9 protein-coding genes are annotated in these 19629 nt (G+C 37.8%); all 9 read left to right on the plus strand.

Going from position 1 to position 19629, the window contains the following annotated elements:
* The first annotated feature begins 27 nt into the window (after positions 1-27).
* The 9 genes from BUB89_RS05535 (at position 28) to BUB89_RS05575 (ending at position 19597) form a co-directional block, all read left to right on the plus strand.
* Positions 28-1419 carry a prolyl oligopeptidase family serine peptidase gene (locus BUB89_RS05535; RefSeq protein WP_073243042.1) on the plus strand — a complete coding sequence of 464 codons (1392 nt, stop codon included), beginning with the start codon at positions 28-30 and terminating at the stop codon, positions 1417-1419.
* On the plus strand, positions 1419-3893 hold the full coding sequence (locus BUB89_RS05540; RefSeq protein WP_083552513.1) for a glycoside hydrolase family 95 protein: 2475 nt from the start codon (positions 1419-1421) through the stop codon (positions 3891-3893). The genes BUB89_RS05535 and BUB89_RS05540 overlap by 1 nt, the downstream gene beginning before the upstream one ends.
* Positions 3894-3995: 102 nt before the next feature.
* Positions 3996-5564: an MGH1-like glycoside hydrolase domain-containing protein gene (locus tag BUB89_RS05545; RefSeq protein ID WP_073242755.1), complete on the plus strand. Its 1569-nt coding sequence runs from the start codon at positions 3996-3998 to the stop codon at positions 5562-5564.
* 144 nt (positions 5565-5708) lie between these two features.
* Complete coding sequence (locus tag BUB89_RS05550) at positions 5709-8462, plus strand: glycoside hydrolase family 78 protein (RefSeq protein WP_073242757.1); 2754 nt, start codon at positions 5709-5711, stop codon at positions 8460-8462.
* A 27-nt stretch (positions 8463-8489) separates the two neighbouring features.
* Positions 8490-9635 (plus strand): sialidase family protein, encoded by a 1146-nt coding sequence (locus tag BUB89_RS05555; protein WP_073242759.1) that lies wholly within the window; start codon positions 8490-8492, stop codon positions 9633-9635.
* 91 nt (positions 9636-9726) lie between these two features.
* Positions 9727-10620: a sugar phosphate isomerase/epimerase family protein gene (locus BUB89_RS05560; RefSeq protein WP_073243046.1), complete on the plus strand. Its 894-nt coding sequence runs from the start codon at positions 9727-9729 to the stop codon at positions 10618-10620.
* A 93-nt stretch (positions 10621-10713) separates the two neighbouring features.
* Positions 10714-13446, plus strand: coding sequence for an alpha-d-galacturonidase (locus BUB89_RS05565; RefSeq protein ID WP_073242761.1), 2733 nt, complete (start codon positions 10714-10716; stop codon positions 13444-13446).
* A 113-nt stretch (positions 13447-13559) separates the two neighbouring features.
* On the plus strand, positions 13560-17060 hold the full coding sequence (locus tag BUB89_RS05570) for a malectin domain-containing carbohydrate-binding protein (protein WP_073242763.1): 3501 nt from the start codon (positions 13560-13562) through the stop codon (positions 17058-17060).
* 98 nt (positions 17061-17158) lie between these two features.
* A complete protein-coding gene (locus tag BUB89_RS05575; RefSeq protein WP_073242765.1) occupies positions 17159-19597 on the plus strand; it encodes a glycoside hydrolase family 2 TIM barrel-domain containing protein in 2439 nt (812 codons plus the stop codon).
* The last annotated feature ends 32 nt before the right edge of the window (positions 19598-19629 follow it).

The raw sequence follows: 19629 nt of genomic DNA on the forward strand, positions 1-19629 counted from the left end.
ATAATTTTAAGGATGATAAAAGCTATAATGAAAAAGACTTTGCTGCTGCTGTTATTGGTACTCCCAAAAGTTACAGCACAAACGTCTGATGATAATTATAAAGAACCGATAGTAAAAACAATAAAAACGATAGAATCCATTTTTAAAATAACTATTGATGACAAAGATGGTTTGCTTAAAGAGAAAGAATTAGAATATGCCCGATGGAGAATTCGTCAGGATAATTTAGAAGTTTCACTAACAGCTGTTTTAACGCCTTTTAATCTTACGTATTTTAAAGAAAATGATTCTGTTTATCGCATACGCAAATTTGAATATGCCCGAAATTCGGATGCTGTAGGTAAAGCCCGATTAGAGTATTTAGCGGATTTATATCCTAGTTTAAAAGCCTGGGAAACCAGAAAAGCAGATTTGAAATCCTGTATTATCACTTCCATTGGTTTAGACAAAGCACCGGCAATGCCTAACAAAAAACCAATTTTAACTAAAGTTAGAAAATATGGTAATTATACAGTGGAGAATATTGGTTTAGAAATTATGCCGGGCGTTTTTGCAACGGGTTCTATTTATAAACCGTATCCATTAAAAGGAAAAGCGCCGCTAGTTATTACACCAAATGGACATTTTGGTGATGGAAGATATAGAAAAGACGAGCAATTGCGTTGTGCTATTCTGGCCAAAATGGGAGCGGTGGTAGTAAATTTTGATTTATTTGCCTGGGGTGAATCGACTTTGCAGTTTGATTCCACTTTGCATCGTCAAAGTATTGCGCAAACCATTCAGGTTTTAAGTGCGGAACGATTGTTAGATTATATGCTTTCGCAAAAGTATATCGATAAAAACCGAGTGGGAGTAACCGGTGGTTCCGGTGGTGGTTCGATGACGATGTTTCTGGCAGCAATTGATGACAGAATTACCGTTTCGGTTCCGGTGGTGATGACTTCTTCTCATTTTTCAGGCGGTTGTCCTTGCGAGAGTGGTCGCGGTTTACACCTTTGTGGAAACGGAACCAACAATGCCGAAATTGCAGCTATGGCAGCTCCAAAACCGCAATTAATAATTTCTGATGGTGGCGATTGGACGGCTACAGTACCGGAATTAGAATTTCCGTTTATCCAGAAAACCTATGGTTTGTATGGAAATAAGGAGTTGGTTGAAAACGCACATTTTGCTAAAGAAGGACATAATTATGGCGAATCTAAACGTATGGCAATGTATCCTTTTATGGCAAAACACCTGGGTTTAGATAGCAATAAAGTAAAAAACAGCAAAGGCGAAATTGATGAATCGTCCTGCGTGATTGAAGCTTATGAAAAAATGTATGTTTTTGGCGCGAAAGGTGAAAAACTACCGGCAAATGCATTAAAAGATATTAATCAATTATATGCTCTTTTTGGAGAGAAAAACTTAAAACAATAATGAATTTTACAAGTACAAAAAGCCAATTCTTTTTTCAATTCCTAATGGTTTTATTGGGGATAAATTTCGCTTTGGCACAACAACAGCCACTAAAATTATGGTATGATAAACCCGCTGCCATCTGGAATGAAGCGCTGCCTTTGGGTAACGGTCGTTTGGGAGCCATGGTTTTTGGGAATCCATCCATTGAAAGATTACAATTAAACGAAGAAACCATTTGGGCCGGTTCACCTAATTCTAACGCGCATACTAAATCATTGGCAGCTGTACCGGTGGTTAGAAAATTAATTTTCGAAGGAAAATTTGATGAAGCACAAGCTTTGGCTGATGAAGATATTATGTCGCAAACGAATAACGGAATGCCGTATCAAACTTTTGGAAGCGTTTATATTTCTTTCTCAGGACATGATAAATTTACTAATTATTATCGTGATTTAAATATTGAAAATGCTACGGCAACAGTAAAGTATACCGTTAACGGAGTGGATTATAAAAGAGAAATCTTAACCGCTTTTGGAGATCAGGTTGTGGCTGTTAAACTCACTGCGAGTAAGCCGGGAATGATTAGCTGTAACGTGATGATGAATAGTCCTTTTGATAAAACCGATCCTTATTCGGATGGGAATCAGAGTGTAATTTCAGGTGTAGGAAGCACAGTTGAAGGACAAAAAGGAAGAGTGAAATTTCAGGGACGTACTGCGGTTAAAAATGTAGGTGGTTCAGTAACTTCAAAAAACGGAATTATAAGTATCGATGGCGCTGATGAAGCGACTTTATACATTTCTATTGCGACTAATTTTGTTGATTACAAAATCTTAGACGAAAATCAGGAGCAAAAATGTAAACGTTTTCTTGAAGCGGCGTTGCCTAAAAATTTCGAAGAAATAAAAGCAACTCATGTAAATTATTATCAAAAATTCTTCAATCGTGCGACATTAGATTTGGGAACAAATTCGGCTATGAATGCCCCAACAGATGAGCGTATTAAAAATTTTTCCAAGCAATTTGACCCGCAATTGGTATCCCTTTATTTCCAGTTTGGACGCTATCTTTTAATCTCCTGTTCGCAACCTGGTGGGCAACCGGCTAACTTACAAGGGATTTGGAACGATATGTTGGCACCGCCATGGGAAAGTAAATACACCATGAACATCAATGCCGAGATGAATTATTGGCCGGCAGAATTGACGAATCTTTCGGAAATGCATGAACCTTTTATCCAAATGGCAAAAGAACTTGCCGTTACAGGACAGGAAACGGCTAAAACCATGTACAATGCCAATGGTTGGGTATTGCATCATAATACCGATATCTGGCGTATTACAGGACCTATTGACCATGCTGCTTCCGGGATGTGGATGACGGGTGGTGCCTGGGTTTGTCAGGATTTATGGGAGCGTTATTTATATACCGGAGACAAAAAATATTTAGCCGAAATTTATCCGATTATGAAAGGAGCGGCTCAGTTCTTTTTGGATTTTATGGTGATTGATCCTAATACAAACTATCTCGTGGTGGTTCCGTCAAGTTCCCCTGAAAATGTTCATGCCGGAGGTTCCGGAAAAGCAACTATCGCTTCGGGAACTACTATGGACAATCAGCTGATTTTTGACTTGTTTACGCATGTTTTAACAGCTTCTGATCTGGTTGCTCCGGATGCGGCTTTCGCCAAAAAAATAAAAGAAGCACTGGCTAAAATGCCTCCGATGAAGATTGGAAAACACAATCAATTACAGGAATGGCAGGATGATTGGGACAATCCGAAAGACAATCACCGCCATGTATCACATTTGTATGGTTTGTTTCCAAGCAACCAAATTTCCGCTTTTAGAACACCGGAATTATTTGAAGCGGCTAAGCAATCTCTGATTTACAGAACAGACGAATCAACAGGTTGGTCGATGGGATGGAAAGTAAATTTATGGGCTCGTTTATTAGACGGAAATCATGCCTATAAATTGATTCAGGATCAATTGCATCTGGTTACTGCTGATCAAAGAAAAGGAGGAGGAACCTATCCTAATATGTTAGATGCGCATCAACCGTTTCAAATTGATGGTAACTTTGGGTGTGCCGCAGGAATTGCCGAAATGCTGATGCAAAGTCAGGAAGGAGCTATCCATTTATTACCTGCTTTACCAACAGTTTGGAAAAATGGTTCGATAAAAGGAATAGTAGCCAGAGGCGGTTATATAATAGATTTAGAGTGGAAAAATAACAAAGTTTCGATGTTGAAAATCAAGGCCAAATTAGATGGAAATTGCCGACTGAGATTAGAAAATAATTTAAAAGCAAGTGGATTTACAATGAAAATAGCGAAAGGAGAGAATCCAAATCCATTGTTTCAAACACCCACTGTGAAGAAGCCAATTATTTCAGAGAAAGCAAAATTACCAAAAGTAAAATTGCCAAAGTATAAGGAATATGATGTGGATATGAAAGCAGGTCAGACCTATACTTTTTATGGAAATTAGTCATTGCGAGGAACGAAGCAATCACATTTGCTTTATCCGTTCTAATGATTTACTGAGTTTGCTTAGGATAGTTCACGCCCAAATAAATAAAATAATTTGAATATGTTACACCAATTAAAATACAAAATAATAGCCTTTACAATTGTATTTGCAGCAGTGATTAGCAGTTGTAAATCAGGAGCAGGAATTTCTAAAAAAGATTCGGCAGCAGTTTTGCAAAAGGAAGATTTCAAACATTATGTTGATTATTTCAACAAGATGGAAGATGAGAATTTAAAATTTGCAATCCCTAACGACAGTGCATGGGCTTGGATGGAAAACAACATTCCGTTGTTTGAATGTCCACAGCAAAATTTTGAGGAAATGTATTATTTCCGTTGGTGGACCGCTCGTAAACATATTAAAAATACCCCGCAAGGTTATGCAATCACAGAGTTTCTGGTTGATCGTTCGTATGCCGATAAATACAATATGATTGCCTGTGCTTTAGGACATCATATCAATGAATTTCGTTGGGTTCATGACCCAAAATATATTGAGCAAGATGTGCATTTATGGTACAGAGGCAATGATGGCAAACCAATGAACAAGTTGTATAAGTTTAGTAGTTGGACTGCCGATGCTTTGTACAACCGTTATTTGGTAAATAAGGATGAAAAATTCTTATTGGACATGATGCCGGATATGGTTACGGATTATGCCGTTTGGGAAAAAGACCGTCAGCGTAAAGATGGTTTGTTCTGGCAGCATGATGTAAAAGACGGAATGGAAGAATCCCTGAGTGGCGGACGTAAAGTACAAAATGCAAGACCAACCATTAACAGCTACATGTATGGAAATGCGATGGCAATTTCGAAAATGGCAGCCATGAAAGGGGATAAAGCTTTAGAAGAAAAATTCAAAGCTAAAGCGGATAATCTGCAAAATTTAATCGAAAAAAAATTATGGAATCCAAAATCAGATTTCTTTGAGACTTTTACAGAGAAAGATACGTTGGCACAGGTAAGAGAAGCAATTGGTTTTATTCCGTGGTATTTTAATTTACCTGAAAAAGGCAAAGGTTTTGAAAAAGCCTGGGAACAACTGAAGGATGAAAAAGGATTTTCGGCACCTTTTGGTTTAACAACTGCTGAGCGAAGAAGCCCGCGTTTTAGAACCCACGGAACAGGAACCTGTGAATGGGATGGTGCGATTTGGCCTTTTGCGACAGCACAAACACTTACTGCGATGGCGAATGTTTTGAATAATTATAATCAGGAAATTGTAAATAAAACGGATTATTTTAAACAAATGAATTTATATGTAGAATCGCAATATTACCGCGGACGACCATACATTGGAGAATATCTGGACGAGACAACAGGTTACTGGTTAATGGGCGACAGAGAAAGAAGCCGTTATTACAATCATTCTACCTTTAACGATTTGATGATTACCGGATTAGTTGGTTTACGCCCGAGAGCGGATGAAAAAATAGAAGTAAATCCCTTGATTCCACAAGATAAATGGGATTGGTTTTGTCTGGATAATGTCTTGTATCACGGGGATATCATTACTGTTCTTTGGGATAAAACAGGAGAGAAATATGGTAAAGGCAAAGGTTTCAGAATCTTTAAAAACGGGAAGGAAATTGCTGTTTCTGATAAATTAGAGAGATTAGTGGCGGAATAATAGAATTTACGTTCGCTTTGTCATCCCGACGAAGGAGGGATCTCAGTAAGCTGAATCGACAAAAATTGAACTACTTTACGGAGTTTCTTGTGGAGATCCCTCCTTCGTCGGGATGACAAAAATGGGAATAAAAAATTACAACTTATGAAAAAAACATTTTTACATACATTCATCCTCCTTGCATCGCTCTGTTTTTCTTTGGCGAAAGCCCAAAATAAAATCAGCGTAATTGATTTGCAATGCGAAATGTTGCGAAATCCCGAAGGAATTGATGTGCTTCAGCCAAGATTGAGCTGGTTAGTGAATACTGCTATTCCGGGTGTGGAACAAACCGCATACCAGATTTTAGTAGCTTCGACTAAAGAAAAGCTCAATGCCAATGAAGCCGATTTATGGGATAGCGGAAAAGTCACCGGCAATCAATCAATCAATGTGGTTTATAAGGGTGAAAAAATGAGTAGCAGGAAAGAGGCTTACTGGAAAGTTAAAATCTGGATCAATAAAGGAGAAACTTTATGGAGTGAAACCAATCATTGGAGCATGGGTATTTTGACCTATGCCGAATGGAAATCGACGCGATGGATTGGTTATGAAAAATTATCTAAAGATGACAGTGTTTCTCAGTATTCCAGATTGTCTGCCCGTTATTTGCGAAAAGAAATTGATTTGAAAAAGCAAGTCAAATCGGCTAAGGTTTATATCATGGGAATGGGCTTGTATGAACTTTATATCAACGGAAATAAAATTGGAGATCAGGTTTTGGCTCCTGTTCCTACGGATTATACTAAAAACGTAAAATACAATGTTTTTGATGTGACTTCGCAACTGAAAGAAGGCAAAAATATGCTGGGAACCATTTTAGGAAACGGACGTTTTTTTGCAATGCGTCAGGACTACAAACCCTATAAAATAAAATCATTTGGTTTCCCAAAAATGGCTTTGCAGTTGTATGTTGATTATACGGATGGAACTAGCGAAACAATCAGAACTGACGAATCTTGGAAACTAACTACCGACGGACCAATTTTAGCTAACAACGAATACGATGGTGAAGAATATGATGCCCGTAAGGAAATGAAAGGCTGGGCGACGACCAATTTTGACGATAAAAACTGGGTAAACGCCAGATACGTTCAGGAACCGGGCGGTTTTTATGAAGCACAAATGACGCCGAATATGAAAATTATGGGCGAGGTAAAGCCTATTTCGATTAAAGCAACTCCCAGAGGAACTTATATTTTAGATATGGGTCAGAATATGGTGGGCTGGTTGCAATTGAAAGTGAAAGGAAAAAGTGGTGACCAAATCACGATGAAATTTGCCGAATCGTTGCAAGATGATGGTTCGCTATACATTGCCAATTTGCGTGATGCCAAAACTACTGATATTTATACGCTGAAAGGCGAAGGCGAAGAAATCTGGGAACCACGATTTGTATTTCACGGATTTCGATTTGTAGAAATTTCAGGTTTTCCAGGCAAACCAACATTGGATAATTTCGTTGGAAAAGTGGTGTATGACGACATTAAAACGACAGGAACTTTCGAATCTTCGGATGCTACGATGAACCAGATTTTCAAAAATGCCTGGTGGGGAATCAGCGGCAATTACAAAGGAATGCCAATCGACTGTCCACAGCGAAACGAGCGTCAGCCTTGGTTGGGCGACCGAACAACAGGTGCTTATGGCGAAAGTTTTTTATTCGATAATCAGACTTTGTATGCCAAATGGCTGGATGATATTAAATATTCCCAGACCCAAGATGGCGGATTACCAGATGTTGCACCGGCATTCTGGCGCTATTACGGTGATAATGTGACCTGGCCGGGAACTTATATCACGGTGGGCGATATGCTGTACCAACAATTTGGCGATGCAGAAGTAATTAAAAAACAATACCCATCTATGAAAAAATGGATGACGTATATGGAAGAAAATTATCTGCAAAATGATTTGATGGACAAGGATAAATACGGTGATTGGTGTGTTCCGCCGGAATCATTAGAGCTGATTCGATCTAAAGATCCTGCCCGTCTAACCGATGGACAATTGTTGTCGAGTGCATTTTATTATCAGTTATTAAACATCATGAAAAAGTTTGCAGTTATTGCAAAGGAAGAATCTGATATTGCACATTATGACGATTTGGCAACACGAATTAAAAAAGCATTTAATGCCAAATATTTGAATACAGCTACCAACAGCTATGCTAATAATACCGTAACCGCGAATGTTCTGCCTTTGGCTTTTGGCATGGTTCCTGAAAACTTAGTAGATAAGGTTTTCCAAAATATGGTTCATGAAGTTGAGGTGACTAAAAACGGTCATATCAGCACAGGTGTAATTGGAACACAATTTTTGATGCGAACTTTAACCAATTTTGGAAGAGGAGATTTGGCTTATAAACTGGCTTCCAATAAAACCTATCCAAGTTGGGGGTATATGGTCGAAAATGGAGCAACTACCATCTGGGAATTATGGAACGGAAACACTGCTGACCCATCAATGAATTCTCAAAATCACGTGATGCTTTTAGGTGATTTGATGATTTGGTATTTTGAAAATATGGCGGGAATCAAGAGCAATCCGGAAACTCCGGGTTTCAAACAAATTATTATGAAACCGGATTTCAATGCAGGACTGACTTATGTCAATGCGTCTTATGAATCTGTTCATGGTTTGATAAAAAGTCATTGGAAAAAAGATAAAAAAGGATTGGAGTGGAGCATCACCATTCCGGCTAATACAACAGCTTTGGTTTATTTGCCTACAGCAGATTCGAAAAAAATTACAGTCAATAAATCAAAATTAGAGAAAGCAGGAATTGAGTCTAAAACAGAAGATAAGCAACAGGTTTTAAAATTATATTCGGGCGAATACACCATTAAAATAAATTAATATTCATAATTATAAAAATTGATAAAAATGAGAGGATTAAAAGTAGCATTATTGTTAATAGGAGTACTAACATTAGGAAGTTGCAGTTCTGCTTTAAAAAATAAAACATGGAAAGAAGGAATTTTAGTAGATGAATTTATCTATGATAAAGCACCTTATCCTTCCTGTCATGCTGTAACTATTGTAGAAGCGACTAATGGAGATTTAGTATCGTCCTGGTTTGGAGGAACACATGAAAGAAATCCTGATGTTTGTATTTATGTGAGCCGTAAACCAAAAGGAAGCGATAAATGGACGGAAGGAATTATGGTTGCTGACGGAGTGATGAAAGACGGACCAAGATTACCAACATGGAATCCTGTTTTGTACCAAATTCCGGGAGGCGATTTGATGTTATTCTATAAAATAGGACCAAAACCATCGGAATGGTGGGGAATGTTAAGAAGATCTTCAGATGGTGGAAAAACCTGGTCAGAAGCGGAGAAAATGCCTGACGGATTTTTAGGACCTATCAAAAACAAACCGGTGTTGTTAAGCAATGGAACACTATTACTTCCTTCCAGTATTGAAGGTGACGGATGGCGTTTGCGTATGGAATCGACACCTGATTTTGGAAAAACATGGGTTATGGGAGATACTTTACCAAGAGGGAAAAAAGAAATTAATGCCATTCAGCCAAGTATTTTGTTCCATAAAGATGGAAGCATTCAGGCTATTGGGAGAACAAGAAACAGAGCATTATTCAGTACTTTTTCAAAAGACAATGGAAAAACATGGTCGGATGTTGAATTACTAGATATGCCAAATAATAATTCAGGAACTGATGCGGTGACTTTGAAAAACGGGAAACATTTATTGGTTTACAACCACGTTTTGCCTCCTGGAGATTTAGCTAAAGGACCAAGAACTCCTTTGAATGTTTCTATTTCTGATGATGGAATTCACTGGAATGCTGCTTTAGTATTAGAAGATTCAAAAATCAGTCAATATTCGTATCCATCTGTAATTCAGAGTTCAGACGGAATGGTGCATATTGTGTATACCTGGAGAAGAGAAAAATTGAAATATGTAAAAATTGATCCTTCTAAATTAGTGACTTTACCAATTAAAAAAGGAATTTGGCCAGGTGAAAAAGGAAAAGTGGTAACTGCTGTTAAAGCGGAAGAAGAATAAGATTTAAAAAAATTAACCATTAAGATATTTAAGTTTATTAAGGCAAAAACACTTAACTCTCTTAAATATCTTAATGGTGAAAAAATACATTATGAAATTAATTAATTTTCAAAAGAGCTTAATTATTGCAATGCTTGTTCTCTTATCAGGAACATTCAATAGCGTCACTAACGCTCAATCTTTAAAAAAACAACGTTACAAAGTAGCTGTTTGTGACTGGATGATTCTTAAAAGACAAAAGTTAGGATCGTTTGAACTAGCAAGCCAATTAAAAGCAGACGGAATCGAATTAGACATGGGCGGATTGGGAAACCGTGAAACTTTTGACAGTAAACTTGCCAATCCTGTTGAGGTTAAAAAATTCAAGGATAAGTCGAAAGAATTCAATGTTGGAATTTCTTCGATTGCAATGTCTGGTTTTTACGGACAATCTTTTGCAAAGCGCGAGACCGTAAAAAGAATGGTTCAGGATTGTATTGATGCCATGGAAACCATGAATGTAAAAGTGGCTTACTTACCATTAGGAAATCAATGTGATTTGAAAAAGTTTCCTGAATTGCGTCCGGTAATCATAGAGCGTTTGCAATGGGCAGCAAAAAGAGTGGCTAAAGTAGGCGGAGTTATTGCGGTAGAAACCACATTAGACGCTGCTGCCGAAAAAGAATTTTTAAAGGAGATAGGTTGTAAACGCATTAAGAGTTCCTTTAATTTTTCGAATGCTATTGAAAACGGTAAAGACATTTCTGAAGAGTTACAAATTTTAGGTAAAAAACATTTGGCTCAAATTCACGCTTCCAATACCGATGGTTTTTGGATACAAAATGACAAAGCCATTGATATGCCTAAAATCAAATCTACTTTAGATAAAATGAACTGGAAAGGATGGTTAATCGTAGAACGTTCTCGCGATACGACGGATGTACACAATGTGAAAGCCAATTACGGAGCAAATGTTGCTTACCTGAAACGTATTTTCCAGAATTAAAAATAAATGCTACGAAGACACCAAGTCACAAAGAAATAATTAATCAAAACTTTGCGCCTTAGTGTCTTTGTGGCAAAATAAAAAACATTAGAAATGAAATATTTAAGTTTACTTTTTTTAGGATTATGGGTAACTTTTGCCTCAGCCCAGAATATTACAATCGTTCGGGATGCTAATGCAGCCCGTGCTAATTTTGGAGCCGAAAAAATTGCTGAAATTGCCACTCAAAAAGGGTTTGCAGTTACTTTTTCGGAAAAAGTACCTAAAAATTCTAAAAACAGAGTTATCGTAATTGGTGAAAAAGGAAGCGATTTTTGGAAGCAAAATTCGAAAAAAGCGAACATTGATGATAGTCAATTAACCAAGAAAGAAGGTTTCCAGATCAGTACGCAAAAGAATATTATTTTTGTCGAAGGTTTTGATGCTTCGGGCGCTTTGTATGGTGCTTTAGAAATAGCTGATAAAATTAAGGAAAGCGGAAAGCTCCCAGCTGAAATTAATGAAAATGACAGTCCGGAAATGGTGTTGCGAGGCACTTGCATCGGGATGCAAAAAACGACTTATCTGGAAGGTCGCGGTGTTTATGAATATCCGTATACTCCGGAATCTTTTCCGTGGTTTTATGACAAAGCACTTTGGACTAAATACCTGGATATGATGGTTGAAAACCGTATGAATTCCTTGTATTTATGGAACGGACATCCGTTTGCTTCATTGGTAAAATTAAAAGAGTATCCGTTTGCCGTTGAGGTAAGCGATGAAACTTTTAAGAAAAATGAAGAAGTTTTCAAATTTCTGACTGAAGAAGCTAATAAAAGAGGAATCTGGGTGATTCAAATGTTTTATAACATCATTCTTTCCAAGCCTTTTGCTGATCATTACAATCTTAAAACGCAGGAAAGAGAGCGTATTATCACTCCGTTAATTGCCGATTATACTCAAAAATCAATTACTGCCTTTATCGAAAAATACCCGAATGTGGGTTTGTTAGTGTGTTTAGGAGAAGCCATGAATACGGTTGAAGATGATGTGAACTGGTTTACCAAAACGATTCTTCCGGGTGTTCAGGACGGTTTGAAAGCCTTAGGAAAAACCGAAGAACCACCGATTATTTTGCGTTCTCATGATACCGATGCTCCTGCAGTAATGGCGAAAGCTTTGCCTTTGTATAAAAATTTATATACCATGAGTAAATACACCGGGGAATCGCTGACTACTTATACACCGGGCGGACCTTGGGGAGAAACGCACAAACAGTTGAGCTCTTTAGGTTCTATTCATATCGAAAATGTGCATATTCTGGCTAATTTGGAACCTTTTAGATATGGTTCTCCGGATTTTATTCAGAAAACAGTAAAAGCAATGCATAATATTCATGGTGCCAATGCCTTGCATTTATACCCACAGGCATCCTATTGGGACTGGCCTTATACGGCTGATAAAACTAAAACAGGCGAACGATTATTAGAAATGGATCGCGACTGGATTTGGTACAAAGCCTGGGCAAGATATGCGTGGGACAGTAAAAGAGACCGTTCTCAGGAAATAAGTTATTGGGACACCCAATTAGCTAAAAAATATGGAACAGACTCTGAGACAGCAAAAAATATTCTGGAAGCTTATGAGCAAATAGGCGAAATTGCTCCTAAAACTTTAAGACGTTTTGGGATCACCGAAGGAAACCGTCAAACATTATTGTTAGGAATGTTCGAAAGCCAATTAGTCAATCCTGCTAAATGGCGCGTGTATCCGGGATTCCATGAATCTTGTGGTCCTGTGGGCGAATTGCTTCAGGAATATGCCAGAAAAGAATGGAATCATGAAGCACATATTGGGGAAACGCCTACGCAAATTATCAGCGAAATTGTACAACACGGAAAAATAGCTGTTGAAGCCATTAACAAAGCAACTCCGGGAGTTTCTAAAGATAAAGATGAATTCAATCGCTTAAAAAACGATGTGTATTGTTATGATGCTTTTGCAAAATGTTTTTCTGAAAAAACAGAAGCAGCTCTACTGGTTTTGAGATACAGTTATTCGAATGATATTGCCGATTTAGACAAAGCTGTGCCGCATCTTGAAAAAGCTTTGGAATATTATGAAGAGTTAGTGAAACTGACTAAAGACACTTATTTCTACGCGAATAGTATGCAAACCGCACAACGCCGAATTCCTATTGGTGGAGACGATGGAAAAAATAAAACCTGGGAAGAATTGTTACCGCATTACGAGCGTGAACTGGCTAATTTTAAAAGAAATATCAGTCTTTTAAAAGAAGCTAAAAATGGAAAAATCAAGCCAAAAGCAGTGACACCATGGAAAGCTGTGAATGTTACTGTGTTAAGCCCAAAAGCAGACACTTATGCAGTAAAAGAAGGCACAAAAGTGTATGGAACTGACATTTCTGAATTGGTTAAAGTAGCTCCGGAACTAAAAAATTTAAAAGGAATTTCATTGGTAGAAGACCAGCAAAATACCGAAGGAACTACACTGAAATTCAAGAATGATAAAGCGGTGAAATTAGTAGTAGGCTATTTCAATTCTGATCAGAAAAGATTTTTATTCCCACCAAGTCTGGAAACAAATGCTGCCGGAAATGAAAGGGGAGAAGCCGAAGTAATTTTGGCGAATGCCATGAATTTAAAAGAATTACCAAGGATTAATATCCATACTTATACTTTTAAAGCAGGCGAAAATGAACTGAATTTAGGAAAAGGACGCGTATTGATTTTAGGTTTTATTGATGCCAATCAAAAAATTGAAACGCGTGATGTAGGTTTTATTGGAGCAGATGAAAAAGAAGCCGTAGACTGGTTATTTTATTAAAATAAATTACTGAATGTCAGTCTGAGCTTGTCGAAGACCTCGTTAAAAAAGCACTTCGACAGGCTCAGTGTGACATTTAAAATAATAATTACACTTAAATGTATTATTAAAAAATGAATATAAAGCATTACATATTGTTTTGGATAGTTTTCTTTTTTGCTTTTTGCAAAAGTGATCAAATTCTGGCGCAAACACGTGAAGAAATTTCGCTGAATGCCGATTGGAAAACCACTATGGTGGATTCCCATTCCGGTTCAGATCAGGATTTTGTGAATCATTCGGATGCGGATTGGAAAGCCGTAAATGTTCCGCATAACTGGGATCAGTATTATGGCTTTCGCCAAATGAAACACGGTAATTTTCACGGAACAGCCTGGTATTCGAAAAATTTGAAAATTGGCAAACAGCAAAAAGGGAAAAAACTCTTTCTGTTTTTTGAAGGAGTAAGCAGTTATGCCACAGTTTGGGTAAACGGAAAAGAAGTAGGACAGCATAAAGGCGGCCGGACTACTTTTACCTTAGACATAACTGATGCCGTAAAGTACGATGCTGATAATAAAATTGTAGTCAAAGCGGCTCATCCCGCCTTTATTGCCGATTTACCCTGGGTTTGTGGTGGTTGTTCCGGCGAATGGGGATTTTCAGAAGGTTCACAACCGATGGGGATTTTCAGACCGGTAACTTTAGTGATTACAAATGAGGTTCGAATTGAACCTTTTGGAGTTCATATCTGGAATGACAAAACGGTTTCTAAAGAACAGGCGATTTTACATACCACAACTGAAATCCAAAATTACAGTCTGTCGGGTAGAAATCTAACGGTGATTAATTCACTTTTAGATGCGAAAGGGAAAAAAGTAGCATCGGTTAAGAATACTATTTTGCTTTCGAAAGAAACAAAGGAGATTCAGCAAACATTACCTCAAATCAAAAAACCAAAATTATGGTCGCCTGAAAGCCCGTATTTATATACGCTTTCGACTACTATTTTAGAAGGAAATAAAGTTTTAGACAAACTTACCACGCCGTATGGAATTCGCTGGGTTTCCTGGCCAGTGGACAGAGCGGGCGATGACAACCGATTTTTTATCAATGATCAGCCCGTTTTTATCAATGGAACCTGTGAATACGAACATCAAATAGGGCAGAGTCACTCTTTTTCGGATACGCAAATCAAAGCCAGAATCGAACAAATCAAAGCAGCCGGATTCAATTCGTTTAGAGAAGCACATCAGCCTCATAATTTGAAATATCAGGAATTATTAGACGAAAGCGGAATTCTGTTCTGGAGTCAGTTTTCAGCTCATATCTGGTATGATACACCTGAGTTTAAAGAAAATTTCAAAACCTTATTGCGCGAATGGATCAAAGAACGTCGTAATAATCCATCGGTAGTATTGTGGGGATTACAAAACGAGAGTACGATTCCCAAGGAATTTGCCGAAGAATGTACTGCAATTATTCGCGAAATGGATCCAACTGCTTCTGCACAGCGAAAAGTGACGACTTGCAACGGTGGCGAAGGAACCGACTGGAATGTAGTCCAAAACTGGTCAGGAACCTATGGCGGTGATCCGTTTAATTATGATGTCGAAATGACTACGCAATTACTAAATGGAGAATATGGTGCCTGGCGTTCACACGATTTGCATACCGAAGGGGAATTTGACCAAAAAGGGATTTTGAGCGAAAACCGTTTTTCGCAGTTAATGGAAATTAAAATTCGTGAGGCGGAGGCTGTAAAAGATAAAATTGCCGGACAATACAACTGGTTATTTGCTTCGCATGAAAATCCGGGACGTGAACAAAATGCCGAAGGATTCAGAGCTATTGATCAGGTAGGGCCGGTAAATTACAAAGGATTGTTTAGCATTTGGGGCGAGCCGCTGGATGCCTATTACATGTACCGAGCCAATTATGTTTCGAAAAAAACGAATCCGATGGTCTATATTGTTTCGCATACCTGGCCGAATCGTTGGGAATCTACCGGAATTAAAAACGGAATTGACATATATTCTAATTGTGATGAGGTCGAATTGTTTAATGATGTCAATAATCAGTCTTTAGGGAGATTAAAAAATCCGGGTAGAGGACAGCATTTTCAATGGAATAAAGTCAATATTCAGTATAATGTACTGTATGCTGTGGGTTATGTAAATGGCAAAAAAGTAGCTCAGGATTATATTGTGCTGCATAATTTGCCTGAAGCACCCAACCTAAATTCGTTAAGTTCCAAAGAAGAAATTGTTTCGTCAAAAGCCGACTATAATTACATTTATCGTGTCAATTGTGGCGGACCAGATTATAAAGATACTGATGGAAATCAATGGTTAGCTGATGTTCATAAAACGGAAGCCAATACCTGGGGTTCCTTGTCCTGGACCGATGATTTTAAAAATATACCCGCTTATTTTGCAAGTCAGCGTGCTACTTTTGACCTTGTTGACGGAACTCAGAATGATGCCTTATTTCAAAATTTCCGTTACGGAATGGATAAGTTAAAATATGAATTTCCTGTTCCCGATGGTGAGTATGAAGTCGAATTGTATTTCTCAGAACCTTGGTACGGAACCGGCGGAGGACTGGATTGCAAGGACTGGCGTGTTTTTGATGTTGCAATTAATGGTCAGGTGGTTTTAAAGGATTTTGATATTTGGAACGAAGTTGGTTTTTCTAAAGCAGTGAAAAAAACGGTCACTGTGAAAAGTAAAAACGGAAAATTAGTAATTGATTTTCCAAAAGTAACCTCGGGAGAAGGAATAATCTCGGCAATTGCGATTGCTTCCAAAGACAAATCGGTGAAAGCAGCTGCTCCTTCGCCAAAGAATATTCTGGATGTTGCTACTCATGGCGAGTTCGAAATTGCTTCCTGGTTGCAACTCAATTCAAAACAATATTCAAATTCAGATGTAACATTTACGCAATTACCGACTAATTTATATGCTGCCGATTATATCCGTTTTTCGAAAGAAAATAATCATTCAGGATCTTTTGTTTCGAAAGAAGATGCTACCGTTTCCGTATTGGTAGATTCGAATATCAAAACGACTTTGCCTTGGCTTGCAGATTATAAAAAATCGGAAGCAACGGCAAAAAACAGCAACGGAGTTGTTTTTAGTATTTTCGAAAAAGAAGTGAAAAAAGCAGAAAAAGTAACTTTCGAAAATAATGCTAATTCGATTGTAGTAGTGCCAAGTTCTGATTTGGGGAAAGTGAAAGATGACAGACCTTCGTTAAAACTGGAGGCAGAAACAGCTGCAATAAAAGGAGGCGGAACTGTAAAAGGGAATTTTAAATCAGCCGATTATGTGGAATTTGCTAAAAACACACCCAACAGCATTGAATTTGAAGTCAATCCCGGTGTTGCTAATATCTATTTGATGCGTTTTAGATACATGAATCTGAATATGGAACCAATAAAAGTAAAATTGATTATCGAAGATGCGTATGGTATTTTATTGCGAAATGATGAAATCGAATTCCCGGCACCAACAGAGAAATGGAAGATTTTAAATACCACTTCGGGAGGTTATATTAATGCCGGAAAATACAAAATCAGAATTGAATCGGATAATATGAAAGGATTGCGTTTGGAGTCTTTTGAGTTTCAGTAATAGTCATTGCGAGGAACGAAGCAATCTCATAACGAGAGCAACAACTGTGATGGCGCCTACGTTCCTCGCAATTACAAATAGTATAAAAAAATAATAAAATGGTAAAAGAACATAAAAGTGTTTTACGAAAAATAGGAACAGCGGCTGTTTTGTTGTTTTTAGTGGCTTGTGCATCAACAAAAAAAGAGAGTCGAATTATAGCCGATTTTAATCCGGATTGGAATTTTAAATTGGGCGATCATCCTACGGCAATACAGGCTGATTTTGATGCGAATGATTGGCGAACATTAGATTTGCCGCACGATTGGAGTATCGAAGGTACATTTAGCAAAGATTATCCAACAAAACCCAAACAAGGTGCATTGCCAGCGGGAATAGGCTGGTATCGCAAAAGTTTTACTTTGCCGGAATCGGCTAAAAATAAAAGCATTGCTATCGAATTTGATGGTGTTTTTTGCAATAGCGAAGTCTGGATCAACGGTCATTATTTAGGAAAACGCCCGTTTGGATATATTTCTTTTTCGTATGATTTGACGAAATATTTGAACTTTGGAAACCAAAAAAATCACATTGCTGTAAAAGTGGATAACGATGCACAACCCAGCTCGAGATGGTACACCGGTTCCGGGATTTACAGAAATGTACGTTTAGTAACTACTAATAAATTGCACGTGGCGCATTGGGGAACTGTCGTGACCACACCGAAAGTTTCTGCTGAAAAAGCGACTGTAGATTATACAGTTAGCATTCAAAATGATTCGGATTTGCAAAAAGAATTTAAGGTAATAACCGATATTTTGGATGCCAATAATCGTTCGGTGGCACGATTAGAAGCTACGGAACAAATTGGAGCCAATGCACTTTTAGAAAAAGGACAAAAATTTGAAGTTCAAAATCCAAAATTATGGGATACTAAAAACCCGAATTTGTATAAAGTAGTCACAAAAATCTATGAAAAATCAACTCTGGTAGATGATTATGAAACCCCACTTGGATTTAGATATTTTGCTTTCGATGCCGAAAAAGGATTCTCTTTAAATGGTGTCCCAATGAAAATCTACGGGGTTTGCCTTCATCACGATAACGGTGCTTTAGGAGCGGTTGCAAATTATCATGCTATCAAAAGAAAATTAACCATCATGAAAGAAATGGGTGTGAATGCTGTCAGAATGGCTCATAATCCGCCTTCATTAGAAATGTTACAGTTGTGTGACGAAATGGGTTTTATCGTTCAGGATGAGGTTTTTGATGTTTGGAAAAAGAAGAAAGTAACCCATGATTACAACAAATACTGGGACGAATGGTACAAACGTGATTTGGAAGATTTTATCAAGCGTGATCGCAATCATCCATCGGTAATGATGTGGAGTATTGGGAATGAAATTCGGGAACAATTTGACAGTACCGGAATTTCGATTACGAAAGAACTGGCACAAATTGTAAAATCTTTAGACAAAACAAGACCTGTAACTTCGGCTTTGACTGAGAATGTTCCTGAGAAAAATTTCATCTATCAGTCGGGTGCTTTAGATCTTTTAGGATTTAATTACAAGCATACCGATTACGGGACTTTTCCCGAGCGTTTCAAAGGACAAAAAATAATTGCTTCGGAGAGTGTTTCTGCTTTGCAAACCCGTGGTCATTATGATATGCCAACGGATTCGATAAGAATGTGGCCTAAAAAATACGGTGAAGATTTTGATGGAAACGCCGATTGGACTGTTACAGCTTTTGATAATATTGCTTCATTTTGGGGAACAACGCATGAGGAAAACTGGAAAGCAGCTAAAAAATATGATTTTATAGCGGGAACTTTTGTCTGGACGGGATTTGATTACATTGGCGAACCTGATCCGTATCCGTATCCTGCACGTAGTTCCTATTTTGGAATCGTGGATTTGGCCGGTTTGCCTAAAGATGTGTATTATATGTACCAAAGCGAATGGAGCGAAAAAGATGTGTTGCATTTATTACCACACTGGAACTGGACACAAGGTAAACTTATCGATGTTTGGGCGTATTATAACCATGCTGATGAAGTAGAATTATTCCTAAACGGAAAATCTTTAGGTTCGAAAGCTAAAAAAGGTGACGAATTGCATATTGCCTGGAAAGTACCTTTTGAAGCAGGAACTTTGAAAGCAATATCACGAAAAGCTGGCAAAATAGTGAAGGAAACCGAAATTCATACCGCTGGCGAAGCTGCTAAAATTGATTTAAAGTCGGATAAAACGAGCATTAAAAACGATGGCTATGATTTGGCTTACATCACAGTTTCTTTGCTGGATAAAGACGGAAATCCACTTCCAACAGCTGATAATCTAATTAATTTTAAAGTTTCTGGAGGAGCTAAAATTGTGGGTGTGGACAATGGTTACCAAGCCAGTTTAGAACCTTTTAAAGCCGATTACCGCAAATTATACAATGGAAAATGTGTAGTGATTTTGCAATCGAATAAAAAAGCAGAAAACATAACACTAGAAGCTACGACAGCAGGGAATATCAGCTTAGGTACTGTGAATATTAAAGTAGAATAATTTTTTCGAAATATTTAGTTTTTAAAAGCACG

The organism is Flavobacterium flevense (assembly GCF_900142775.1).
In the GTDB taxonomy this organism is placed as follows: Bacteria; Bacteroidota; Bacteroidia; order Flavobacteriales; family Flavobacteriaceae; genus Flavobacterium; species Flavobacterium flevense.

Coding starts and splice junctions, on each gene's coding strand:
- BUB89_RS05535 (WP_073243042.1), top strand. CDS start 28: ATGAAAAAGACTTTGCTGCTGCTGTTATTGGTACTCCCAAAAGTTACA.
- BUB89_RS05540 (WP_083552513.1), top strand. CDS start 1,419: ATGAATTTTACAAGTACAAAAAGCCAATTCTTTTTTCAATTCCTAATG.
- BUB89_RS05545 (WP_073242755.1), top strand. CDS start 3,996: ATGTTACACCAATTAAAATACAAAATAATAGCCTTTACAATTGTATTT.
- BUB89_RS05550 (WP_073242757.1), top strand. CDS start 5,709: ATGAAAAAAACATTTTTACATACATTCATCCTCCTTGCATCGCTCTGT.
- BUB89_RS05555 (WP_073242759.1), top strand. CDS start 8,490: ATGAGAGGATTAAAAGTAGCATTATTGTTAATAGGAGTACTAACATTA.
- BUB89_RS05560 (WP_073243046.1), top strand. CDS start 9,727: ATGAAATTAATTAATTTTCAAAAGAGCTTAATTATTGCAATGCTTGTT.
- BUB89_RS05565 (WP_073242761.1), top strand. CDS start 10,714: ATGAAATATTTAAGTTTACTTTTTTTAGGATTATGGGTAACTTTTGCC.
- BUB89_RS05570 (WP_073242763.1), top strand. CDS start 13,560: ATGAATATAAAGCATTACATATTGTTTTGGATAGTTTTCTTTTTTGCT.
- BUB89_RS05575 (WP_073242765.1), top strand. CDS start 17,159: ATGGTAAAAGAACATAAAAGTGTTTTACGAAAAATAGGAACAGCGGCT.